The following is a 23,530-nucleotide window of genomic DNA, read 5'->3' as shown; positions in this document are numbered from 1 at the left end:
GGTTCGATGCTACGTATCGTCGTTCTCCTCTCCTGTGGTCGGCACGGGGACTCCCCCGTGCCGTGGCCCCGGGGCGTCGGCGGTGGCGCGCGGTGCCCTGAGGTGATCAACAAGCTCTGCCGGAGTGGTCAGCACCAGCCGTTCCCTGAGGAGGGGCGGCAAGGCGGCAAGGAAGCGGTCGCGGTATCCCTCACGCTCGGTCAGCCGCCGGGGCACGACGACGACGGTGCGCTCCGCGAGCGGCGGGCCGTCGGAGAGCCGGGCGGCGAGCAGGCCCGGCTGTGTCCGGTCGTACACGCGCACCTCGCAGGTGGCAGCCCCGGCGTGGCGCACCCGATAGGCGGACAAGGCCCCCGGCACGGCCTCATAGCCGACCCCCGCGCGGTCGAGTTCGGCCAGCGCCGCCTCCTCGGTTCGATATGGGAGTGCGAGGCAGACACGCAAGGAACGCCGCAGGACCAGGGCGCGGGCCGGGTCACGGATCAGTTCCAGCTCGTCGTCACGCGGGCAGTCCTCGCCTTCGCACCAGACCTCCTCGCCGGCGCGGGAACGCCCTGAAGGCGGCGCCTCGCGAAAGCTCGTCGACGCGGGAAGACCACAGGACGGGCATCGCAGGAAGACCCCGCCGGTGATCAGGGACTCGGGAAGCGGCTGGTAGAGATCCTTGACCTCGCTCCAGACGGACGTGCTCCAGCCGCGCGTCCGGCGGTCCTCCTGACGCACCACGGGACGGCGCGCGAGGAACCGTCGGCACCGCCGGAAGCGCTCGACCGAACCACACCGCCTCTCCAGTTCGGCCAGGAGAGCGCGAGCCTCCTCCGGCACCCCTCCGGACGGCCCCTGGGACGCTGCTTCGAGACACGTCCGGGTGGGCATCAGACCGACGGGGTGCACCAACGTCGCGTCCGGGGTGACGAGAGAGGCCGGGACATCGAAGAGCGGATCGGCCGCCGTCCTCCTCCGGCACCACTCCCACAGTTCCGGCAGGCTTCGGGGCGGGCTCTCTCCAATACCGAGGCAGCGCATCACCACCCGGTCCAGTGCCCGCTGGGCCTGGACCGGGTAGGGCAAGGCGAATGAGCGCAGACTCCCCACCTCGGCCAGTGCCGCCACCGCGCGGGCGACGTCACCGAACAGTTCGAGGCCCGCGCCAGTGCTCCCGGTGCCGCCCCTCCCCGCGCCGCCATCCGCCCGCGCGCCGGGGCGCGGCCCCGCCCTCACGCGGATGCCTCGGTGCCGGCCGACGCCGAGCACCAGCGGGCCACTTCACATCGCTCGCAGGAGCGCCCGGGCGCGGGCGCGTAGTGATCGTCACCGTGCCAATCGGCCACCATGGTCCGCATGATCTGTTCCGCCAGTGCCCGGTTGGCGGGGGCGAAGGCGTCGACGATCTCCAAGTCCGCGCCGCCGGGGCGCAGTACCTCGAGTTCCACCCGCGCGCGGGCCGGTGAGCCGCCGAGGTCGCCACGTCCGACGAGCAGGACCGCCAGGGCGAGTTGCGGATAGCGTTCCAGCAGGGTGCCGTGCGGCCGGAAGTCGGATGCCGATGTCTTGGTCTCACGCCACACCCAGGAGCCACCGTCCCGGTAGAGCAGGTCGGGGGCCGCGATCACCACGACATCGGCCGTGGTGTCGTGCCGGACGACGCGGGGTTCGGTCCGCACGTCCGAGCCGTCCGTGACGCACCGCATCGGGCAGACCGCGGCATGCCGGCGCAGCAGGCGGGCACCGATCACGCGCTCGTGATCGGGCAGGTGGAAGCTGTCCGGCACCCACTGTTCGGGGACGTCGATCGTGCACGGCCGAGGGGCGCCGTGCCCATGGCGGCCGGCGAGATAGGCGTGGACGGCCCGGCCCCGCTCGGCCGCCGCGTCCCGCTCGATGGAGTCCTCGACGGGCAGCCGCAGGCGCCGCAGGTGGTCACGGGCCGGGCAGGCCTGATAGTTGCGTCCATTGGTCACCGACCAGGTGCGGCGCGGCCGGCCTGTCGCCCGCACACCCAGCAGTCCGGGAGCGGCGCGCAGCGCCGGACAGACACGTACATACGCGCACCCGCCGCACGTGGCGCCGGGCCGGTACTCCCCGCCGTCCAGGATCTCGCTCAACGCGGCGCGGCCATGGGCGCGGTAGAGGGCGAGCGCCTGTTCCCGGTCTCCGGCGAAGAGTTCGCGCGTACGGCCGTCGAGAAGCGCGAACTCCACGATCCTGACGTGCTCCGGCCGCGGGCCCGGGGTGCCCTCGGCCAGCACGAGGGCCGCAGCGGCCACGAACCCGTCGGCCGGAAGGGCGCGACCGAGCCGGTGCACAGGCAGGCGGAGTTCACGATGTGTCCCGTCGGCGGAGGCCAGACAGCGCCCCCACACGGTGAAGCGGAACTCGTCCACGTCCCGCGCGACCGGGGAGGGCGGCCGGTACCGATAGGCCCACCGCTCCTTTACCTCGTGCAGAGGACGGAGCGGGTCCGCGGGGAAGGCCGCTTCGTACGCCGCCAGGCCGTGCTCCGCCCACGACCGGAGACCGTCGTGCACCCGCGACCGGTTCGAGACGGCCGCCGTGGTGCCGGAACTCCGCGCGCGTGCGTCGCAGGCATCCATGAACGGGGCGAGGGCGAAGTGTTCCAGCCGCTCGCGAGGTCGCGGCGCCGGCCGCACGGGAACGTAGCCACGCGCTTGGAGAGCGTCGGCGGCCGGGCAGCGGAATGTGCTTTTCTTGAACATTCCGGCTTTGACTGTGATTTGCTGGGACTTGCGGACCACCCCGTCAGGGGGCAACCAGGTCTGCGACATCCTTCACTCCTCCATTCGGATACGAGGCATCTCTTCGCCTCGGGATACGGAGTCGAACATGTGCGAGATCGACGACATCGTCGGCATCGTCAATATCGACGACATCGAAGAGCATTACGAAGTCCTGGGCCCCATCGGCGACGGCGGCCAAGGCGACATCTTCTCCGCCCGCCATCGACTCAGCGGAGAAAGGGTGGCCTTGAAGACTCAGAAGCCCCGCCAGTTCGGCCCGAGCGCAGACTTCTACAGTGCCGCGAGAACCCTGTCCGAAGAGGGCTCCCACTTGCGCGCCCTGACAGGAATCGAGGGAATTCCCGAAGTCATGGCGATCGGATCGTACGACGGCCGCAGGTGCCTTGTCATGGAGTTTCTCGAAGGCCGGCAGCTCCGCGATTGCCTGTCAGCCAGACGCCCGGTCAAAGACCTTGGAGTCGTGGCCTCGGTCATCGGCCAGCTGTGCGAAATTCTGTACGAGGTACATGAAAAGGGCCTGGTGCACTGCGATGTGAAGCCCGAGAATGTGCTGGTGGAGCCAGATGGGCGGCTTCGTCTCATCGACATGGGGTACTCGGTTCGCAAGGGCGAGCAAACTCAGTATGCGCACGGCACGCTGGGCTATGCCTCGCCCGAGCAGTGCGATGCCAGCCCGAAGGGTCTGACCAGACAGGCGGACATCTTCGCTCTCGGGTGCGTCCTGCTGGAAATGACGGTCATGAGCCTCCCTTACGGTGGCCTTTACGAGCGGCCGCTCAAAGAGCGTCCGGTACTTCCGCCCGATCGACTCGCTGCGATTCCCCCGGAGTTCAAGGACCTCGCGCTGCACATGATCGAGCTGAACCCCGAGGACCGTCCGGCCGACGTTCTCGAAGTCTTCGACGGGATCCGTCGGCATCTGCCCCCGGTGGGATCCCGGCGACCGCTCAAGCCCCTGACCCCGGATACGACGGAGTACTACCGCGCCCGCCCGCCCCGGCTGTAACGCCACGTCCCTCGGACCCGGGTGTCACCTCAACCCTTCCAGACGCTCCCTGATCTCCAGTGTGCCCTCGCCCCCCATCCGCTCGCGCAGCACGAATGCCCTTTCCAGTTCCTCCACTGCCTCTTGAGTGCGCCCGGCGGAGATCAGAGCGTCCGCGAGCAGGCACCGCACCTTGTCTTCGTCCGACCAGTGCTCCTGCTCGCGATAGATCCCAGCCGCCTCATGGAACAGCGCCATGCCCTCGTCTCGCTCGGCGCGGGCCAGTCTCACCTTCGCCAGCGTGAACGACACATCGGCCCGGACACGGTGTTCTTCCGTCCGCCCGATCACCTCAAGGGCCCGCGTGCACCAGGGGAGCGCCCTGTCGTGCTCACCACGGTCGTTCAGGAGCGCTCCGAGCGCGTTCAACGATTCCGCCTCGCCCACCGGGTCCGACACCGCCTCCCCCTGGAACAGCTCAAGCGCGCGGCGGAGTGCCGTCTCCGCGGCGGCCACCTCGCCCTGCTTCCGCAAGGTGATCCCGAGCGCGTAGAGCGAGCGGGCGAGGCTCCACCGGCCGTCCGCGCTGTCATCCTGCTCACTGAGATGGACCGCCCGCAGCAGGTCGCCGGCGGCCTGCCCGAAGTTCCCGAGGCGCCATCGGGTGCCCGCCAGCATCCTGTACACCATGGCGCGCTCGACAGGACTGGCGATTCTCTCGGCGGCCTCGCGCGCCTCCCCGAGATTGTTCAGCGCGTCGCGGAGACGACGGCGGCGCCATTGGTAATTGACCAAGGCCATCGGCAGCAGCCACGTATACCGGTCCATGTCGTGGTCGCTCGCCAGCGTGATGCAGTGTTGGACCGTTTCGTACTCCTTGTCCAGCACCTCCATCGCGTCCTCCAGGTTCCCCGGTTCGATCACCCTGACCTCGCCCGGCTCGCCGATGCGCAGAGTGCGCTGGCCATCGAGCATCCGGTCGCAGGCTCGGACGTTGTGCACCTGGTGCTCCAACACCTGCTGCAAAGTCCGTCGCTCGATGGCCGCGGCCTGCTGGGAGGAATCCGGACGCAGGTGCTGGCGGGCGAATGCCCGCACCAGATCGTGCAGGCGATAGCGGTCGGACTGGAACTCCACCAGGTTCGCCTCCACGAGTTCCGTCAGCGCACGGTCCGTGCGCGCGCCCTCGCTCGCGACGCCGATGTCCATCACGGCTTCCCACCCGATGCTGGGGCCAGGGTGAAGGGCCAACTGCCACAAGAGCAGCCTCGCTTCAGCGCTCAGCCCACGGACGGAACAACCGAAGGCCACGAGAACCGACATCTGATGCTCCGGCATATGCAGCGCCTCCAGCCGGGCCCGTTCCTCCTTCATCTCCCGCGCCAGACTCCGCGGCGGCCTGCCCTCCAGCTGCCGTGCCACGATGGCGAGCGCCAGTGGCAGGTACCCGCAGAGACGGGCCAGTTCGGCGAACTCCCCCGCACGCTTCGACCGGTCCTTCTCGGCCACCCTCTCCTGGAGCACCTTCAGGGCGTCCTCTTCCCGCAACGGCCCCACCTTGTACGAGCGCACCCTCGCATTTCTCTGAGCGCGCAGCCCGCCCAGCTCGTCCCGGCTGGTGATGATCACAGCGCAGGTGCCGGGCCCCGGGAGCAGGGGCAGCACCTGCTCGGTGTCGCGCGCGTCGTCCAGCACGATGAGAACCGAGCGGTGGGCCAGCGCGCTGCGCAGCGCCGTGCTCTTGTTCCGCAGTCCCGTCACCGTGAAATAGGGCGGAAGGTTGGCCAGGAATCCGTCCAGGACCTGCTCCGGCTCGGCAGGCTGCACATCGTCGCCCGTGAACCCGTTCAGTTCCTGATAGAAGACGCCGTCCGGGAAGCGTTCGCTCAGCTGCCACGCGAGGTGGAGGCCCGTCACGGTCTTCCCCACCCCGGCCATGCCGCTCAGCTGGACGAACGCCGTCCGGCCCGCGTTCTGCTCCTCGCGCACGAAGTCGGCGAGGTCGCGGACCAGGTCCTCCCGCCCGATGGGACACAGTTCGCCACCGGGCAACTGAGCCGGGATCGGCGGGAGCACGGTGCCCTCCGGCCGGGACGGCGCCCCGCGCAGCCGGTCGATGACGTCCTGGAGTTCGGGCTCCGGATTCCCATAGCGCTTCTGCCATCGGCTGATGAGCCGGTCGAACGCCTCGGAACGCATGTCCGCATAATGCGCGAGCAGGTAATACCGGAAGATCTTCTGATGTCCGGGGAGTAGCTTGTGCCACTTCTCCGATTCCTCTCGCAGCCTCTTTGCCTCTCTGGCCATCCACGCGGCATCCAGCAGGTCGCACACAGCCTCGATCCGTTCCGCGCGCAGCCGCTCCCGTCGTTCGCGAAAGGCGCTGCCGCGAAGCCCTTGGAGGGGTTCGTCACCCGTGTATTCCTCCAGGGCGGCACGGATCCGCTCGAACCTCTCGGGATACGGAAGCGGGAGAGCCTGGCGCCACCCTTCAAGGAATCGAAGGTAGTCGACGCTCTCAGCCGAAAGCCGAAGCGTACACATGCCCGATTTCCCGCTGTGCGGAACGGCCTCGTCACCCAGAATCTTCCGGAGCTCCTTGATGACTCCGGCCAGTTGATTCTCCTTGCCGTCCTTCCCTTCCCATAGGGCCTCGACGATCTTCTCTCGGCTGCACCGGTATCCCGGTGAGGTGACCAGCAACGCGAACAGGGCCGCCACCTTCGTCGTCCCGGCGGCCCGCTTACCACCGGTCCGCTCGACACTGACCGGGCCCAGCACCCGTCCGTCCATCTCTCTCCCGTCCAGCACACGACAGAAATCAGCAATCAGCCTCACCACCCGAACCCGCCTTGTTCCGGGGCAGCCATCGTCCACTTCACACGCAGGCGCCCTTCCGTGTCCCCCGGAACTCATTTTTCGCTCATTTTTGTCTCTGCACGGCTCGATACCGCTTGGGCACGATGGCTCCAGCCGCTCACCACAAGGCGAGACCCCGGCTCGGTTATCGACAGGAAGGACCACCACACCCATGAACAACCGCCAGCGCAGCCACCGGCTGAGCCGCCTCCGGAAGTCGCCCGGCTTCCCCCCGAGCCGTCGGCGGCAGACGAACGACTCGGTCGGCCAGACGCCCACGGCGATCCGGCAGCCCGAAACCTCGGAGACCCCGTCCTCCGACTCGGCCTGAGTTCCGGGGAGCGGGCGCCTGTCCAAGGCGGGCGCCCCCTCCCCGGCTCTTCGGCACCCCCTCACGCGCTCAGGACGAACGCGTCCGGCGTTCGGCGAGCAGGTCCAAAGCTGTGCACGTGAGTAGAAATTTGGGGCCCCTGGGACTGATTCCCGATTTGTCCGGAATCTAGAGGCGCTATGACGGCCTCACCCCACCCCCGCGCGCGCTCCACCCCCTCACTCCGGCATTCGAGATCCCTCTCGGCTTCATGATCGGACATTTCATGACTTACCCTCCTCCTTCTGGTGTGTTCGCCTCGGTGAGGCAGCACTTCGACGACCCACGCGTCCAGGAGTCGACACTGGTCACCCTCGGCACGGACACGATCGCGGCGGGTTCGGTGTGCCTCACCGCCGGTGAGGCACACGACGCCCTCTACGGGCCGGCCGCCGTCCCGGAGCACTCCACCGCGATCTGGGAGGCGGTGCTCGCCGCCGCCCGCACCGACCGGACAACGGACGGCACGGAAAAGCTCCTCGCGCTCTGGCTGGCCCTGCCGAGGCTGACCGGGACGGTCCACCGGATCTGCGGGCGCCTGCGTGTCGACCGCTCGGACGTGGAGGCCGAGATGTCCTTGGCGTTCTTCGAAGAGTTGGCCGTGTCGGACGACACGGACGACACGCACGGCCTCTCCGCCGAACCCCTGCTCAAGGCCGCACGCACCCGCGCCTGGAGCTTCGCCCGGGCCGGTCTGCGAGAGCGTCCCTCCGCTTTTGTGGAGCACATCGAGCAAGGGCGTGCCCTCGTGCCGGAGAGCGAACCGTCGGACAACTCCGTGGAGTGGCCGGGACTCGACGTGGTGATCGATCGTCCGGACCGGCCGGACGGTCTGAGTGCCTCCTTGCGCTTCCGCGCGCGCCCCGAGCACCTTCGCGCGGACGCTTTCGCCCATGCCGGGACCGAGGCATGCGGCCGCCCGAGGGGCTGTCCCCGGAAGCGGCGCTCGCGGCACCGGGTCGGCACCCTGCCGATTCGTCCCATGGCGAGGCGGCCGTGAGTCATCGGCACGACAACCGGCTCGGCTTCACTGAACTCTTCGAGCTGCCCGTCGCGGTCGACATGCGGACCGCGGCCCGCGCTCTCGGAGTCTGTGTCGCGACCGCGTACCGGCTGAATCAGCGGGGAGACTTCCCCTGCCCGGTGCTCCGCGTCGGCGCCTCGTACCGGGTTCCGACCACCGGGTTGATGCGCTTCCTGGGAATCGACGAACTGCCCCTGTACACCGTTGACCCGGAACCGGAGGAAGAGGACAGCTGAGAGACGCTGCCCTCCAGGCCCCTGACCGGTAGGCAGAAGGGCCGGGCCGGGGTCGCACCGCCTTCCTGACCGGAGGGCTGTGCGGCCCTGGCCGTCGTGTTGCCTGCCGTCAGTCCGGTCCTGTCCTCCCCCCGCCCTTGAGGCGTTCGAGGTCCGAGGGGCGGACCTTGATGGCAAGGAGGGCGATGGTCAGGGCGACCACGGCGAAGGCGGCGGCCACGATGAAGCCGGCGGTGACCCCGCTGGTGAGGACCTCGTCGCTCCAGGGTTTGGGGAGTTGGCGAGTACGCGCGAACTCCGTCTTCGCCAGGATCCCGGCGTGCTGGAGGAAGGCGGGCACCTGCTTCTCCGCCTCGCTGCGGCTGACCGTGCCGAAGACCGTGACGAGGATCGACAGACCGAGGGAACCGCCCACCTGCTGCATCGTGTTGAGCAGACCGGACGCGGCGCCCGCCTCCTGCGGGGCGACGTTGGACAGGGCCGTCAGGGTCAACGAGACGAACATCATGCCCATGCCGGAGCCCAGGACCAGCATCGGCCCGAAGATGCTGCCGAGATACGTGGAGTGGACCTCCACCTGGGTCAGCCAGGACAGTCCGGTCGCCAGGCAGACCGAGCCGGCCACCATGAACAGCTTCGGCCCGAAGCGGGGCAGCAGGCGAGAGGTGACGCCGGCGAGAATCGCGATCACCACGCTCACCGGGAGGAAGGCGAGTCCGGCACGCAGCGGGCTGAACTCCAGGACGTCCTGCACGAAAAGGGTCAGGAAGAAGAACATCCCGAAGATCGACGCCGACAGGCACAGCATGATGCCGTAGGTGCCGGACCGGTTGCGGTCGGCGAACATGTGCAGCGGGGTAATCGGCTGCCGGGACCGCCGTTCGATCAGCACGAAGGACGTCAGCAGCACCACGGCGAGGGCGAACGAGCCCAGGGTGTACGGATCCCGCCAGCCCTCCTGCGCGGCGCGGATGAAGCCGTACACCAGGGACACCATGCCGAGAGTCGCGGTGAGCGCGCCCGCGATGTCGAAGTGGCCGGGGTGACGCGGGGAGTCCTTGACGTGGCGCGGCGCCAGGAAGGCGATGAGGAGCGAGATCGGCACATTGACGAAGAACACCCAGCGCCAGTCGAGCCATTCGACGAGGATCCCGCCCGCCAGGAGTCCGATCGCGCCGCCGGCCGCCGAGACGCCCGCGAACACGCCGAAGGCGCGGTTGCGTTCGGGACCTTCGTCGAAGGTGGTGGTGACCAGGGACAGCGCGGTCGGCGAAGCGATCGCGCCGCCGATGCCCTGGAGCGAGCGCGCGGCCAGCAACTGCCAGGATTCATGGGCGAGTCCGCCGAGCAGCGAGGCGAGTCCGAAGAGCAGGACGCCGAAGATGAAGACCCTGCGGCGCCCCAGGATGTCGCCGGTCCGGCCACCGAGCAGCAGCAGACCGCCGAAGGTCAGCGTGTAGGCGTTCACCACCCACGAGAGATTGGTGGTGGAGAAACCGAGGGCGCTCTGAATGTGCGGGAGCGCGATGTTCACGATGGTGATGTCGAGGACGACCATCAACTGGCAGGACGCGATCACGAACAGGGCGATGCCCTTGCCGTGACCGCTTCGTTCACCGGGTGGCGCGTCGGCGGTCCGCCGGGAAGGCGGCGGCTTCGGGGAAGTCATCGCGCATCGTGCCTCACCTACGAGACCCGTGGGCCGGTCGGTCCACCCATCGACCCTAAGCCCGGCCCCGGAGGCCCACCAGTCGATCTCCTCGGCGGAGGGGCCGCAGGGGGGTGGGGGTGGGGCTTGGCAGGTTCCGGAGCCGCCCCCTGAGCGGCTCCGGAGCCTTCACCCCCACCATTCCCCGCCCCGTCGTCCGGGATCTGCCGGCCGGGCTCCGGCGCCCGTCGGGCGGCACCCAGCGGGCGGCACCCGAACCCCGGCCGCTCGTCCGCGCTCAGCTCTCCGCGACGAACGCCCGCAGTTCGTCCGCCAGTCGCTCCGGCTGATCCTCGGCGATCAGCGTGCGGCTGTCGGCGATCTCGACGTACCGCCCCTTCGGCAGCAGCGCGGCCAGCCGGCGCCCGTGCTCGCGAGGCATCATCAGGTCGTCGGCGGCCCAGACGACGAGCGCGGGCCGGTCGAAGGAGCCCAGCCCGTCGGCCGCCTTCAGCAGTTCGTCCTTGCGTACGGCGAGGTTGTAGCGGCGGAAGTCGGCACGGACCGCCGGGTCGGTGCGCAGCGGTCGCAGCCAGCCGTCGACGACTTCGTCCGGCACGGGCCGCCGGGTGAGCGCGCCGATGCCGACGGGGAGGCGGCGCAGCGCATTCAGACCCAGGGCCCGGGACATGAGGGTGATGCCGCCGGGGACCCGGCAGGCCAGCGCGATCATCTTGCCGGGGGCGCCGGGCGGGTAGTTGTCGAAGGCCTCGCAGGAGATCAGGACCAGCCGGGCGAGCCGCTCGGGGTGACGGACGGCTACGGTCTGGGCCCGGCCGCAGTCGCTCTCGACGAGCGTGACCTCGCGCAGGTCGAGCCGGTCGAGGAACTCGGCGATCAGGTCGATGACGGTGTCGGGCGAGAGCGGGACGTCCGCGCGCATCGCCTTGCGGTGGGAGCCGTAAGGAAGAGTGGGCGCGATCACCCGGTGGTCCGGGGCGAGTTCGGCGGCGACCGTGCGCCAGACCGTCGCGTCGTGGACGAGCCCGTGGAGCAGGACCAGGACCGGTCCGGGACCTCCGGTGTCCTCGTACGCGATGGTCCCCGCACTCAGTTCGATCTCGGGCATGGCACCCGACCCCCATCCGTTTCGTTCACCCGCTCTGTTCATCCGTCCACGACGGCGAACCCGTCGAGCTCGACTCGCGCAGAATCGTCCCATAGCCGTACGACGCCGATCACGGCCATCGCCGGATAGTCGCGGCCTGCCAACTTCCGCCAGATACGGCCGAGTTCAGGTGCGTGTCGCCGATACTCGGCGACGTCCGTGGCGTAGACGGTGACCCGGGCCAGGTCGGCCGGCGAGCCTCCGGCGTGACGGAGCGCGGTGAGCAGATTGACCAGGGCGGCCTCGAACTGCTCGGGCAGGGTCTCACCGCTGATCTTGCCGTCGCGGTCGAGGCTGGTCTGGCCGGCGAGGAACACCAGCCGGTTTCCGGTGGCGGTGACAGCATGGCTGAAGCCGGCCGGCGGGGAGAGTTCGACGGGGTTGTGGCGGTGCAGGGTCATGCGACACCTCCGGGCGCGGCGGGCGTGTGCTGCGGCTGCGGCTGCGGCTGCGGCTGCGGCTGCTCCAGTACGGCGTCCCTGCGCTCGGGCCGACGCTCGGGCCGGTCCTCAGGGGCAGCCGGGGCGGCCTGGGGCCCGGGCGCGGCCCGGTCCTCGCGGGCCGCGCCGGGCGCGTGCCGCCGGTACAGCTCCTTGGCGATGATGGTGCGCTGGACCTCGGTGGCGCCTTCGTAGATACGGGGCGCCCGCACCTCCCGGTAGAGGTGTTCCAGCAGGTGACCGCGTTGCAGGGCACGGGCGCCGTGCAGTTGGACGGCGGCGTCGACGACGTACTGGGCAGTCTCGGTGGCGAGCAGCTTCGCCATGGCGGCGCGGCGCGGCACGTCCGGATCGCCTTGGTCATACGCCTCGGCCGCCGCGTACACGAGCAGCCGGGCGGCCTCCGTGCGGGTCGCCATCTCGGCGACCTGGTGGGCGACCGCCTGGAGGTCGGCGAGGACGCCGCCGAAGGCGGGGCGGGCGGCGGTGTGATCGAGGGTGGCGTCGAGGGCGGCCCGCGCCATGCCGACGGCGAAGGCGCCGACGCTCGGCCGGAACAGGTTGAGCGTACGCATCGCGACTCGGAACCCCTCCCCCGGCGTCCCGAGCACATCGCCGGGGCCGACCGGCACCCCGTCGAAGACGAAGGTGCCGAGCGCGTGCGGGGCCAGCATGTCCAGCGCCTCGCCGCCGAGCCCCGCCCGGTCGCCGGGGACGAGGAAGGCCGTGACGCCCCGGGATCCGGCCGCACGGCCGCCGCCCGCGTCCCCGCCCGCGCCGGGCTCAGCCTCGCCCGTCCGGGCGAAGACGGTGACGAGGTCGGCCTCGGGCGCGTTCGAGATCCAGGTCTTCTCCCCGTACAGCCGCCAGCCCCCGCTCTCCGGGTCCGGTACGGCCTCCAGCGCCAGCGCGGCGGCGTCGGAGCCGGCGCCCGGCTCCGACAGGGCGAACGCGGCGACGGCGCGACCGGCGACGACCTCGGGCAGCCAGCGGGCCCGCTGCTCGTCCGTGCCGAAGGCGGCGACGGGGTGGGCGCCGAGCCCCTGGAGGGCGAGCGCCGTCTCGGCCTCCGTACAGGCCTGGGCCAGGGATTCCCGCATCAGACACAGGTCGAGCGCACTGGATTCGAACAGGCGGGCGAGCAGGCCCAGCTCGCCCAAGGCGACGACAAGGGGGCGGTTGACCCGCCCCGGTTCCCCCTTGTCGGCGAGCGGACGCAGCTGCTCCGCCGCGAGCCGGCGCAGCTCCGCGCACCAGGTGATCTGTTCCGGATCGAGCGAGAATGCGGCCATGGGCGCCCTTTCCCTGGCTGTATCGCGAACCGTTGACTGTCGTCACCATCACGATACGCTCCTAGGGCGGCAGCCGACCCCACCTCGACTGCCGAATCGGCCACGCGCGCGGTCACACGCACCGGATGCGGTCATCCCCCGTGCCCGGCCACGAAAGACCGGGACGCGCCCACGACGCCCACCACGACCGGCACGGCAATCGGTACGGCAGCCGGCACGGCTGTCAGCACGGCTGCCGTCATCACGTTCAGCGCCGCCACGACCGCCCCCGCGCGGTCGCCACCCCGGCCGGCTCACCACCGTCGCCACCCCGCCGCGCCCCGCCACCAGCCGCTCCCGCCTGGCCCCCGCACCAGCCCGACCCGTGCGCCCAGCCCAGCCCGGCACGCGCACCAGCCCGCCCCGCGCCACCAGCGCCCGCGCACCACGGCAGCCACCGCACCACGACGATCCCACCGACCGACGACACAGGGGGAACGGACGTAATGGAGCTGACGCCCTCGGCCCATCAGGACACCTTCGCCCGCGATCATCTGCCGCCCGCCGGGCAGTGGCCGCGCCTGCTCTTCGACCTCCCCGGCCTCGCCTATCCGGACCGGCTCAACTGCGGGGCCGAACTCCTGGACCGTACGGTGGAGCGCTTCGGCGGCGACCGCCCGGCGTTCCTCGACGCCGAGGGCACGGTCTGGACGTACGGCGAACTGCGCGACCGGGTCGACCGGATCGCCCATGTCCTCACCTCCGACCTGGGCGTCCGCCCCGGCAACCGGATTCTGCTGCGCGGCCCCACCACCCCCTGGCTCGCCGCCTGCTGGCTCGCCGTGATGAAGACGGGCGCGATCGCCGTCACCGTGCTCGCGCAGCAGCGGTCCCGCGAACTGGCCGTGATGTGCGAGATCGCCCGCTGCCAGTACGCCCTGTGCGACGCCCGCTTCCTCGACGAACTGACCGCCGCCCGGGTGCCGGGGCTGCGGATCACCCCGTTCGGCGGGGACGGCCCGGACGATCTGCTCACCCTCGCCCACGGCAAGCCGAAGCGGTACGAGGCGGTGCCGACCGCCGCCGACGACGTGGCCCTGATCGCCTTCACCTCCGGCAGCACCGGGCGGCCGAAGGGCTGCATGCACTTCCACCGCGACGTGCTCGCCGTCGCCGACACCTTCTCCGCGCACGTCCTGCGCCCGGAGCCGGACGACGTCTTCGCCGGCTCCCCGCCCCTCGGCTTCACCTTCGGACTCGGCGGGCTCGTCGTCTTCCCGCTGCGGGCCGGCGCGTGCGCGGTCCTGCTCGAACAGGCGGGCCCGCAGCAACTGCTCGCCGCCATCGCCCGGCACCGGGTGTCCGTCCTCTTCACGGCACCGACCGCGTACCGCGTGATGCTGTCCGAACTGACCGCCCCGGGCCACGGCCAGGTCCCCGACGGCCGGACTGCCGGCGAACAGGGCGATCAGGCCCGCGACAACCGGACCCCACCCCCGGAGCCGGCTCACACCCACGACCTCGGCTCCCTGCGCCGCTGCGTCTCGGCGGGCGAGCACCTGCCCGAGTCGACCTGGCGGGCCTGGTACGAGCACACCGGTCTGAAACTGATCGACGGCATCGGCGCGACCGAGCTGATGCACATCTTCCTGTCCGCCGCCGACGACGACATACGCCCCGGCACCACCGGCCGGCCGGTCCCCGGCTGGCAGGCGCGGATCGTCGGCCGCGACGGCAGGGAACTGCCGGACGGCGAGCCCGGGTTGCTCGCGGTGCGCGGCCCGGTCGGCTGCCGCTATCTCGCCGATCCCCGGCAGACGGAGTACGTACGCGGGGGCTGGAACATCACCGGCGACACCTACGTCCGCGAGCCGGACGGCCGCTTCCGCTACCTCGCCCGCGCCGACGACATGATCATCTCGGCCGGGTACAACATCCCCGGCCCGCAGGTGGAGGAGGCGCTGCTCGCCCATCCCGACGTCGTCGAGGCGGCGGTGATCGGCCGGCCCGATCCCCTGCGCGGCCAGATCACGGTCGCGTACACGGTGGTACGGGACGGGGTGCCGCACGACAGCGCCACGGCGGCGGCGCTGCGCGCCTTCGTACGCGCAAGGCTCGTCCCTTACAAGACGCCGCGTGAGTTCGTCTTCCTGGACACGCTGCCGCGCACGGCCACCGGCAAGCTCCAGCGCTTCCGGCTCCGGAGCGACGAGAGCGGCGAGCGCGGTGGGGGCCCCGGGGATGGCCGGGGCGGCGGGAGCCACGAAGGCGGCATGGGCGGCGGCCGGGAAGGGAAGGCCGGCGACGAGAAGCCCGGTCCGGACAAGCCCTAAAGTGATCACGTGGCCGAGCAGCACACCCCCCGTTCCCTGATCGTCTCCCTGTACGGCGCGTACGGCCGGTCGCCGGACGGCGCGCCGCTCGCGGTGGCCGAGCTGATCAGGCTCCTCGGCGTGCTCGGCGTGGACGCGCCGTCCGTACGCTCGTCGGTGTCGCGGCTGAAGCGGCGCGGGCTGCTGCTGCCGCGCCGGACGGCGGGCGGCGCCGCCGGGTACGCGCTGTCGGACGACGCCCGGATGATGCTCGTCGACGGCGACCGCCGGATCTACGCGACCGAAGAGCCCCGGCTGTCCGACGGCTGGGTGCTCGCCGTGTTCTCGGTGCCGGAGGCGGAACGCCACAAGCGCCATCTGCTGCGTTCCCGGCTGGCCCGGCTGGGCTTCGGCACGGCCGCCCCCGGGGTCTGGATCGCGCCGGCCCGGCTGCACGAGGAGACCCGCCACACGCTGGAGCGGCTGGAACTGTCCGGGTACGTGGACCTGTTCCAGGGCGCTCACCTGGGCTACGCGCCGACGGCGGAGGCGGTGGCCCGCTGGTGGGACCTGCCGTCGATCGCGGCGCTGCACGAGGAGTTCCTGGCCGCGCACGAGCCGGTGCTGCGGGCATGGGCGGCCGCGCCGGGCACGGCGGAGGACGCGTACCGCGCGTATCTGCTCGCGCTCGACTCCTGGCGCCGGCTCCCCTACGCCGACCCGGTCCTTCCTCTCGCGCTCCTGCCGGAGGACTGGCCGGGCACCCGCTCGGCGGAGGTCTTCGCCCGGCTGCACGAGCTGCTGTCCGCGCGCGGCGGGGAGTTCGTGCGCGGGCTCGGCTGACTGCCCCGTCCGCCGGCCCTCATCCGCCGGCCCGGCGGACGGCCCGGCCGTGCTTCGGCACCCCGGCACCCCGGCACCCGAGGAGCCGTTCCCGGGCGGCCCCCTCAGGGATCCTTCCGGCCGGTCGGCGGGCGCCGGTTGCCGGCCCGGTACGGGGCGGGCCAGGGCGCGGCCGGTCCCTCGTAGCCCTGCTCGACGGCGGCGTGCAGGGTCCACTGCGGGTCGTAGAGGTGGGGCCGGGCCAGGGCGCAGAGGTCGGCGCGGCCGGCCAGGAGCAGGGAGTTCACGTCGTCCCAGGAGGAGATCGCGCCGACCGCGATCACGGGTACGCCGAGGGCGGCACGGATCCGGTCGGCGTACGGGGTCTGGTACGAGCGGCCGAACTCGGGGCGTTCGTCGGCGACGACCTGGCCGGTGGAGACGTCGATGGCGGCGGCGCCGTGGGCGGTGAAGGCGCGGGCGATCTCCACGGCGTCTTCGGCGGTGGTGCCGCCCTCGGCCCAGTCGGTGGCGGAGATACGGACGGTCAGCGGCCGGTCCGCCGGCCACACCTCCCGTACGGCGTCGAAGACTTCGAGCGGGAAGCGGAGCCGGCCGGCCAGGTCGCCGCCGTAGGCGTCGGTGCGGTGGTTGGTGAGCGGGGAGAGGAAGCCGGAAAGCAAGTAGCCGTGGGCGCAGTGGAGTTCGAGCAAATCGAAGTCCGCCTGAGCGGCGCGGCGCGCGGCGGCGGCGAACTCCTCGCGGACGGCGGTGAGTCCGGCGTGGTCGAGGGCTTGCGGGGTCTGGTTGACGCCGGGCCGGTACGGCAGCGCGGAGGCGGCCACGAGGGGCCAGTTGCCGTGCGGGAGGGGCGTGTCGATGCCGTCCCACATACGGCGGGTGGAGCCCTTGCGGCCGGAGTGGCCGAGCTGGACGCCGATCGCGGTCCCGGGGGCCTCGGTGTGCACGAAGCGGGTGACCCGGGCCCAGGCGGCGGCCTGTTCGTCGTTCCACAGACCGGTGCAGCCGGGGGTGATCCGGCCCTGTTCGCTGACGCAGACCATCTCGGTCATGACGAGTCCCGCGCCGCCGAGGGCGCGGGCGCCGAGGTGGACGAGGTGGAAGTCGCCGGGGAGGCCGTTCTCGGCGACGTACTGGTCCATGGGTGAGACGACGACCCGGTTGCGCAGGGTCAGTCCGCCGAGCCGGAACGGGGTGAACATCGGCGGGGTGCCGGGCGGGCAGCCGAACTCCTCCTCGACGGCGGCCGTGAAGGCGGGATCGCGCAGCCGCAGGTTGTCGTGGGTGACGCGGCGGCTCCGGGTCAGCAGGTTGAAGGCGAACTGGTGGGGCGGGCGGTCGAGTTGGCCGGCCAGTTCCTCGAACCAGCGCAGACTCGCGGCGGCGGCCCGCTGGGTGGACTCGACGACCGGGCGGCGTTCGGCCTCGTACGCAGCGAGCGCGCGGGCGAGGGTGGGCTCCCGGTCGACATGGGCGGCCAGAGCGACGGCGTCCTCGACGGCCAGTTTGGTGCCGGAGCCGATGGAGAAGTGCGCGGTGTGGGCGGCGTCGCCGAGCAGGACGGTGGAGCCGTGCGACCAGCGGGCGTTGACGACCGTGCGGAACGCGGTCCAGGCGGACTTGTTGGAACGCAGCGTCCGGCCCTGGAGCGCGTCGGCGAAGATCTTGGCGCAGCGGGCGGTGGACTCCTCCTCGCCGAGTTCGTCGAATCCGGCGGCCCGCCACACCTCCTCGCGCATCTCGACGATGACGGTGGAGGAGGGCTCGGATCCGAGCGCGTAGGGGTAGGCGTGCAGCTGCATCACGCCGTACTCGGTCTCGGCGATCTCGAACCGGAAGGCGTCGAGGGCGAAGTCGGCGGCGAGCCAGATGTAGCGGCAGCGGTGGGTGGTGAGGGTGGGCCGGAAGACATCGGCGTGCTCCTCGCGGGTGCGGCTGTGCACACCGTCGGCGGCGACGACGAGGCCGTATCCCTGCGCGGTGAGGGCGTCGGCGGTCGGCGCCTCGGTACGGAAACGGAGTCGTACGCCGAGGTCGGTGCAGCGCGTGTGCAGCAGCTCCAGGAGCCGGCGGCGGCCGAGGGCGGCGAAGCCGTGGCCGGTGGAGGTGAGGCGGTGGCCGCGGTGGACGATCTCGACGTCGTCCCAGTGGACGAGTTCGCGGCGCAGCGCGGCGTGGACGACCGGGTCGGCGCTCTCGATGCCGCCGAGGGTCTCGTCGGAGAGGACGACACCGAAGCCGAAGGTGTCGGTGGGCGCGTTGCGTTCCCAGACGGTGACCTCGCGGCGCGGGTCGCCCCGTTTGAGGAGGGCGGCGGCGTACAGGCCGCCGGGGCCGCCGCCGATGACGGCGACCCGGAGGGGGCGGGGGGTGAGCGCCTCGGGCGGCCGGGCGGGGGCGAACGCGTGGGGTGCGGGGCCGGAGGGCCGGCGTATCGCGCTGGGGCCGTCCGGCGCGGGGCCGGGGCCGGGGTCGGGGGGAGGGGTGTCGGTGGAGGCCGGTGGCGGTGGGTCGGCGCGTCCGCCGAGGAGGCCAGGGGCGGGGGCCGGGGCGGGGCCGGGCGCGGAGGCCGGGGCGGGGCCGGGCGCGGAGGCCGGGACGGGGCCGGGCGCGGAGGCCGGGACGGGGCCGGTGGCGGGCGACCGCCCGCCGTCGGAGGCGGGGCCGCCACCAAGGTCCCGGACAGGTCCGCCGCCAGGGTCCCGGGCGGGTGCGCGGCTCGGGGCGGGGGCGTGGCCGTCCGGGTCCGGGATCATCGGCCCCGCCACTTCGCCGGGCGCTTCTCGGTGAAGGCCGCGTGGAACTCCGCGTAGTCCTCCCCGTGCATGAGCAGGGCCTGGGTCGCCGCGTCCATTTCGACGGAGGCCGCCAGCGGCATGTCGAGCTCGGCTGTGAGGAGCGCCTTGGTCTGGGCGTACGCGAGCGCCGGGCCCTCGGCGAGCCGGCGCGCCAGGGTCGCGGCGCGGCTGCCGGCCTCCCCGGCCTCGGTCAGCTCGCTGATCAGGCCGATCCGCTCGGCCTCGACGGCACCGACCGGGTCGCCCAGCATCAGCAGCCGGGTCGCGTGGCCGAGGCCGACCACCCGGGGCAGCAGATACGCGGCGCCCATGTCGCCGCCGGAGAGCCCGACGCGGGTGAACAGGAAGGCGAACCGGGCGGTGGGGTCGGCGACCCGGAAGTCCGCGGCGAGGGCGAGGACCGCCCCGGCACCGGCGGCCACCCCGTGCACGGCGGCGATCACCGGGAACGGGCACTCGCGCAGCGCCCGTACGGTCTGCCCGGTCATCCGGTTGAAGTCGAGGAGCTGGGCGGTGTCCATGGCGAGGGTGGCGCCGATGATCTCGTCGACGTCGCCGCCGGAGCAGAAGCCGCGTCCCTCGCCGCCGAGCACGAGGGCGCGGACGGCGCGTTCGCGGGAGAGCTCGGCGAGCAGGTCGCGCAGGTCGGCGTAGGCGCCGAAGGTGAGCGCGTTCAGCTTCTGGGGGCGGTCGAGGGTGATCGTGGCGACCCCGTCATCCAGGGTGAGGCGCAGATGCCGCCAGCGTTCGGTGCGGGGCGCGGAGCCGGTGAAGGGGCTCATGTCCGGGAGAACCTCCCTGATTGCGTGCGCGTACGGGCGCATCGTCCACACGACACCGGGAGCGTATCACTTGTATGTGACTGTCGTCACGAGTACGCGATACGCGCGCCCCGCACCGCCACGCCTCGCCCCGCGCCACACCGAAGGCCGCGAGAAACCCGGGCCACCCGCCCCCCTCCCGGCGCGGCCCCGTCGCCGCGGAGGCGCGGCCCGCTCCCCTGTCCGGATTTATGACTTCGTAAGGTGGAAACCCGGATGTCCCCCGCATCCGGCCCGCATCCGATCCGCATCCGACCCGAACGGGAGCCGCCCCCGTGTTCGAAGTCTCCGGCCCACCCGCATGGCGCGCCGAGCTGCCGCACACCACGGCCGCCGTGCCGATCGCCCGCGCCCTCGTCCGTACCGCCCTCACCGAGATCGAGGGCCCGGAGCAGGCCGCCGCCGACCGCGACACCGCCGAGCTCCTCACCGCCGAACTGGTCGCCAACGCCGTCGAGCACACCCCGGGCGACAACCCGATCGAGCTCGTCGTCGAACTGCTCCCGGCACCGGGCGGCTGTCAGATCGAGGTCCACGACGACCGTCCGGCGGCCCCCGGCGAGCTGCGCTGCCCGGATCCGGCCGTCCCCGTCGATCCGTGGCAGGAGCACGGCCGGGGCATGCTCCTCATCCGCGCGCTGAGCAGCGACTGCGGACACCGCCCCACCGCCCACGGCAAGGCGGTCTGGTTCACTCTCCCGGCCGTGCCGCTGCCGGCCGTACCGTCGCGGGACACGCCGACACCGGCCGCACCGCCCCAGGCCACGCCGGCGCCGCCCATACCCCGGCCGGCCAACCCCCGCACTGAGTCGCGGACCCGGCCCGCACGGTCGATTCACCGCGCCGAGCCCCGGCGAGCCGGAGAAGCCTGAAAGGCCGGAGAAGCCCGAGAGGCCGGGGGAACCGTCCCCCGGCCTCTCAAGGTCACTCCGCCGACCGCGCCACCGACCGCTCCTCGGCCTCCGGCTCGGCGGCGAGGCGCGAGTGACGGCGCCCGTATCCCGCGTAGACGAGCGCGCCGACGACGAGGAAGCCGGCGAACTGGAGCCAGGTCTGCCAGCCGGTCCCCCACATGAGGTACAGACAGAAACCGACGCCGAGAATCGGACTGAGCGGGTAGAGCGGGACCCGGAAGGAGCGCCGGAGCTCAGGGTTGCGGCGGCGCAGGGTGATCACGGCGATGTTCACCACGGCCATGACGGCGAGGGTGCCGATGGTGGTCAGATTGACGACCATGCCGAGCGTCGCGAACGCCGCGGGGATCGCGAAGACGGTCGCCACGATCCAGGTGTTGGCCACCGGCGTATGGGTCCGGGGCGAGACGCGCTCGAAGACCCGGGGCACCAGGCCGTCGCGGGACATCGACATGAGGATCCGGGTCTGCCCGTACATCACGGCGAGGACGACGGACGCGATGGCGACGACCGCGCCGAAGGCGATGATCCCGCCGCCGACCGTCGAGTCGGTCACCTGGTTGACGACGAGCGAGAGCGCGGCGGGCTGGCCGGCGACGGCGTCCGCGCCGAGCGCCCCGATCGCGGCGAGCGCGACGGCGCAGTAGAGCAGGGTGACGGCGCCGATGCAGATGAGGATCGCGAGCGGGATGTTGCGCCGCGGGTTCTTCACCTCCTCGCCGGCGGTGGTGATGGCGTCGAAGCCGATGAAGGAGAAGAAGGCGAGGGAGGCGCCGGCGGTGATCCCGGAGAAGCCGCTGCCAGTGAACGGGGAGAGATGGCCGGCCTGGAAGGCGGTATAGCCGATCGCGCAGAAGAACAGCAGGATGACGATCTTGAGAATGGCCATGGCGGCGGTCGCCCGGGCGCTCTCCCGTACCCCGCGCACGAGGAGCACGGCCGCGAGCAGGATGACGATCACGGCGGGCAGGTTGACCACACCGCCGTCGGCGGGCCCGGCGGACAGCGCGGCGGGCAGGTGCACGCCGACGAGGCTGTCGAGCAGCTCGTTCAGGTACTGGCTCCAGCCGACCGCGACGGCGGAGACCGAGACGCCGTACTCCAGCAGCAGACACCAGCCGACGAGGAAGGCGATCCGCTCGCCGAGGCTCGCGTACGCGAAGGAGTACGAGGAGCCGGACACCGGGATCGCGCTGCCGAGCTCGGCGAAGGAGAAGGCCGTGAAGACGCAGGTGATCGCGGCGAGCACGAAGGAGACCACGACGGCGGGGCCCGCTTCGGCGACGCTGTCGGACAGCCCGACGAAGATGCCGGTGCCGACGATGGCGCCGATACCGAAGCTCACCAGCTGGAACAGCCCCATGGTGCGCTTGAGGCCGTGACCTTCGAGGTCGGCTCCGGACTCGGCGATCAGCCGGCTCGGGGATTTGATCCGCGAGGACATGCGGTCGTTCTCATCTCTGATCGGGCACTCGGGCGGGTGGGCACTCGGGCACTTGAGGGTGCGGCCATGCGGGTGAGTGGACATACGGGCGGGTACGGACGGGCGCGCGCACACGCGAAGAAGGGGGTCCGGGCATACCTGCCCGAACCCCCCTCGATGAGGCGATGGTAGCCCGTGTTCCGCATATTCACCCAACCGGCCGCATCCCTATACCCCACCGGCTCAGCTCCCGGGCCGGCCGGGGCGCCCCCGAGCGGGCCGGAGGCGCGGCGGGGAAGGGGGCGGGAGCGGGAAGGACCGGGGTGTCGGACCCCCGGCGCACGGCGCTCGCGGAGTCGGCGGGCGGGTGATCTCCATCGATAACGGCAAATCACCGCATTCAACCGATACCGGGCGGTGGAATAGTGACTCACGGGCGGGGCGAGTGCACCCAGCGTGTGCGCTCGTGGGTGTGATCCCACCACTTTTCGTGAGGAAGGTGCTCAGTGAGCCCTAGAACGACCCGAATCGCGCGCCTGAGATCCGCCACGGTGGTCTCGGCGGGCGTTCTTGCCGTGGCCTTGAACGTCGTCCCCAGCACAGTGGCCGTCGCCCACGCGATCCACCGGTCGTCGGGCACCGCCGGCAGCGCGGCCACCCCCGGCCCGAACGGCGCCGTGAGCGTCCCGCGCGACGCGGGCCGGCCGCCCGTCGCCGTGATGACGCCCATCGCCGTGATGAAGGGCGGTCACGGAGACCGGGGCGGCGATGGCGACGACTACGGAAGCGGCTCCGGAACCCAGGGGCCCCAGGGCCCTCAGGGCGACACCGGCCCGCAGGGCCCTCAGGGCGACATGGGTATCCCGGGCGACACGGGCCCGCAGGGCGCCCAGGGGTTCCAGGGCTTCCAGGGCTTCCAGGGCGACACCGGCCCGCAGGGACCAGGCGGCGACGGTACAGGCGCGCAGGGGCCTCAGGGCGTGCAGGGCGCGACCGGCTACCCCGGAGCGCAGGGCGCCCAGGGCGACACCGGCGCACAGGGACCCCAGGGGTTCCAGGGCGACATCGGCCCGCAGGGACCGGGCGGCGACGGAGTGCCGGGGACGCAGGGACCGCAGGGCTTCCAGGGTTTCCAAGGCGACACCGGCGCTCAGGGGCCCCAGGGCTTCCAAGGGTTCCAGGGGGACATCGGCATCGGTACGCAGGGACCGCAGGGCTTCCAAGGGGACATCGGCCCGCAGGGGCCGGGCGGCGACGGAGTGCCGGGGACGCAGGGACCGCAGGGCTTCCAGGGCGACACCGGCGCTCAGGGGCCCCAGGGCTTCCAAGGGTTCCAGGGGGACATCGGCACCGGTACGCAGGGACCGCAGGGCTTCCAGGGAGACCCGGGCGGGCCGGGCGGCGAGGGCCCGCAGGGCTTCCAAGGCGACACCGGCGCTCAGGGACCCCAGGGCTTCCAGGGGGTCCAGGGCGACATCGGCGTCGGAACGCAGGGACCCCAGGGCTTCCAAGGGGTCCAGGGCGACATCGGCGTCGGAACGCAGGGACCCCAGGGCTTCCAAGGGGTCCAGGGCGACATCGGCGTCGGAACGCAGGGACCCCAGGGCTTCCAAGGGGTCCAGGGCGACATCGGCGTCGGAACGCAGGGACCCCAGGGCT

Annotated in this window: 17 protein-coding genes and 1 pseudogene; 8 read left to right on the top strand and 10 right to left on the bottom strand. The window is 71.9% G+C overall.

Annotated features, from left to right (window positions below):
* Positions 1-9: 9 nt before the first annotated feature.
* A complete protein-coding gene (locus ACGFRB_RS13545) occupies positions 10-1,221 on the bottom strand; it encodes a hypothetical protein (RefSeq protein ID WP_393242749.1) in 1,212 nt (403 codons plus the stop codon).
* Positions 1,218-2,384, bottom strand: coding sequence for a PD-(D/E)XK nuclease family protein (locus ACGFRB_RS13540; RefSeq protein WP_393242748.1), 1,167 nt, complete (start codon positions 2,382-2,384; stop codon positions 1,218-1,220). The genes ACGFRB_RS13545 and ACGFRB_RS13540 overlap by 4 nt, the downstream gene beginning before the upstream one ends.
* Positions 2,385-2,844: 460 nt before the next feature.
* On the opposite strand from ACGFRB_RS13540, the gene ACGFRB_RS13535 reads away from it, so the two are divergent.
* On the top strand, positions 2,845-3,765 hold the full coding sequence (locus ACGFRB_RS13535; protein WP_393242746.1) for a serine/threonine protein kinase: 921 nt from the start codon (positions 2,845-2,847) through the stop codon (positions 3,763-3,765).
* Between the two features lie 24 nt (positions 3,766-3,789).
* Here ACGFRB_RS13535 and ACGFRB_RS13530 read toward each other — a convergent pair whose 3' ends face one another.
* On the bottom strand, positions 3,790-6,585 hold the full coding sequence (locus ACGFRB_RS13530; RefSeq protein WP_393242744.1) for an NB-ARC domain-containing protein: 2,796 nt from the start codon (positions 6,583-6,585) through the stop codon (positions 3,790-3,792).
* Positions 6,586-6,775: 190 nt separating this feature from the next.
* Here ACGFRB_RS13530 and ACGFRB_RS13525 point away from each other — a divergent pair, with 190 nt between their 5' ends.
* From ACGFRB_RS13525 to ACGFRB_RS13515, 3 genes are all read left to right on the top strand, one after another.
* Entirely contained in the window at positions 6,776-6,934 is a 159-nt protein-coding gene (locus tag ACGFRB_RS13525) for a hypothetical protein (RefSeq protein ID WP_363010379.1), read from the top strand.
* A gap of 289 nt (positions 6,935-7,223) precedes the next feature.
* Positions 7,224-7,973, top strand: a complete 750-nt coding sequence (locus tag ACGFRB_RS13520; RefSeq protein ID WP_393242742.1) for a hypothetical protein — start codon at positions 7,224-7,226, stop codon at positions 7,971-7,973.
* Complete coding sequence (locus ACGFRB_RS13515) at positions 7,970-8,233, top strand: helix-turn-helix domain-containing protein (protein WP_363010375.1); 264 nt, start codon at positions 7,970-7,972, stop codon at positions 8,231-8,233. Before ACGFRB_RS13520 ends, ACGFRB_RS13515 begins: the two co-directional genes overlap by 4 nt.
* A 109-nt stretch (positions 8,234-8,342) precedes the next feature.
* On the opposite strand, the gene ACGFRB_RS13510 is transcribed toward ACGFRB_RS13515, so the two are convergent.
* The 4 genes from ACGFRB_RS13510 to ACGFRB_RS13495 all read right to left on the bottom strand — a co-directional run bounded on the left by ACGFRB_RS13510 (position 8,343) and on the right by ACGFRB_RS13495 (position 12,781).
* Positions 8,343-9,902: an MFS transporter gene (locus tag ACGFRB_RS13510; protein WP_393242740.1), complete on the bottom strand. Its 1,560-nt coding sequence runs from the start codon at positions 9,900-9,902 to the stop codon at positions 8,343-8,345.
* Positions 9,903-10,179: 277 nt separating this feature from the next.
* Entirely contained in the window at positions 10,180-11,010 is an 831-nt protein-coding gene (locus ACGFRB_RS13505) for an alpha/beta fold hydrolase (protein ID WP_393242738.1), read from the bottom strand.
* Positions 11,011-11,048: 38 nt separating this feature from the next.
* Positions 11,049-11,450, bottom strand: a complete 402-nt coding sequence (locus ACGFRB_RS13500) for a RidA family protein (RefSeq protein ID WP_393242736.1) — start codon at positions 11,448-11,450, stop codon at positions 11,049-11,051.
* Entirely contained in the window at positions 11,447-12,781 is a 1,335-nt protein-coding gene (locus tag ACGFRB_RS13495; RefSeq protein ID WP_393242734.1) for an acyl-CoA dehydrogenase family protein, read from the bottom strand. The genes ACGFRB_RS13500 and ACGFRB_RS13495 overlap by 4 nt, the downstream gene beginning before the upstream one ends.
* Before the next feature lie 485 nt (positions 12,782-13,266).
* Here ACGFRB_RS13495 and ACGFRB_RS13490 point away from each other — a divergent pair, with 485 nt between their 5' ends.
* Positions 13,267-15,093, top strand: coding sequence for an AMP-binding protein (locus ACGFRB_RS13490; RefSeq protein WP_393242732.1), 1,827 nt, complete (start codon positions 13,267-13,269; stop codon positions 15,091-15,093).
* Between the two features lie 9 nt (positions 15,094-15,102).
* Positions 15,103-15,915, top strand: a complete 813-nt coding sequence (locus tag ACGFRB_RS13485) for a PaaX family transcriptional regulator C-terminal domain-containing protein (protein WP_393242730.1) — start codon at positions 15,103-15,105, stop codon at positions 15,913-15,915.
* Positions 15,916-16,019: 104 nt separating this feature from the next.
* On the opposite strand, the gene ACGFRB_RS13480 is transcribed toward ACGFRB_RS13485, so the two are convergent.
* Positions 16,020-18,671: a bifunctional salicylyl-CoA 5-hydroxylase/oxidoreductase gene (locus ACGFRB_RS13480; protein WP_393242728.1), complete on the bottom strand. Its 2,652-nt coding sequence runs from the start codon at positions 18,669-18,671 to the stop codon at positions 16,020-16,022.
* The gene (locus ACGFRB_RS13475; protein WP_361224013.1) at positions 18,668-19,495 is read right to left on the bottom strand and encodes an enoyl-CoA hydratase family protein; all 828 of its coding nucleotides are present in this window, start codon (positions 19,493-19,495) and stop codon (positions 18,668-18,670) included. Before ACGFRB_RS13475 ends, ACGFRB_RS13480 begins: the two co-directional genes overlap by 4 nt.
* A gap of 314 nt (positions 19,496-19,809) precedes the next feature.
* Here ACGFRB_RS13475 and ACGFRB_RS13470 point away from each other — a divergent pair.
* Positions 19,810-20,262: pseudogene (locus tag ACGFRB_RS13470) on the top strand (ATP-binding protein); the annotation flags it as partial.
* A gap of 196 nt (positions 20,263-20,458) precedes the next feature.
* Here ACGFRB_RS13470 and ACGFRB_RS13465 read toward each other — a convergent pair.
* Positions 20,459-21,892, bottom strand: a complete 1,434-nt coding sequence (locus tag ACGFRB_RS13465; protein WP_393242726.1) for an amino acid permease — start codon at positions 21,890-21,892, stop codon at positions 20,459-20,461.
* Between the two features lie 554 nt (positions 21,893-22,446).
* On the opposite strand from ACGFRB_RS13465, the gene ACGFRB_RS13460 reads away from it, so the two are divergent.
* The coding region (locus ACGFRB_RS13460; protein WP_393242724.1) for a collagen-like protein at positions 22,447-23,530 on the top strand (1,084 nt) is incomplete at its 3' end.

Source organism: Streptomyces sp. NPDC048718 (assembly GCF_043198875.1).
Classification (GTDB): domain Bacteria; phylum Actinomycetota; class Actinomycetes; order Streptomycetales; family Streptomycetaceae; genus Streptomyces.
Note: the sequence above shows the minus strand (reverse complement) of the source record. Positions and strands in the feature narration are given on the sequence as shown.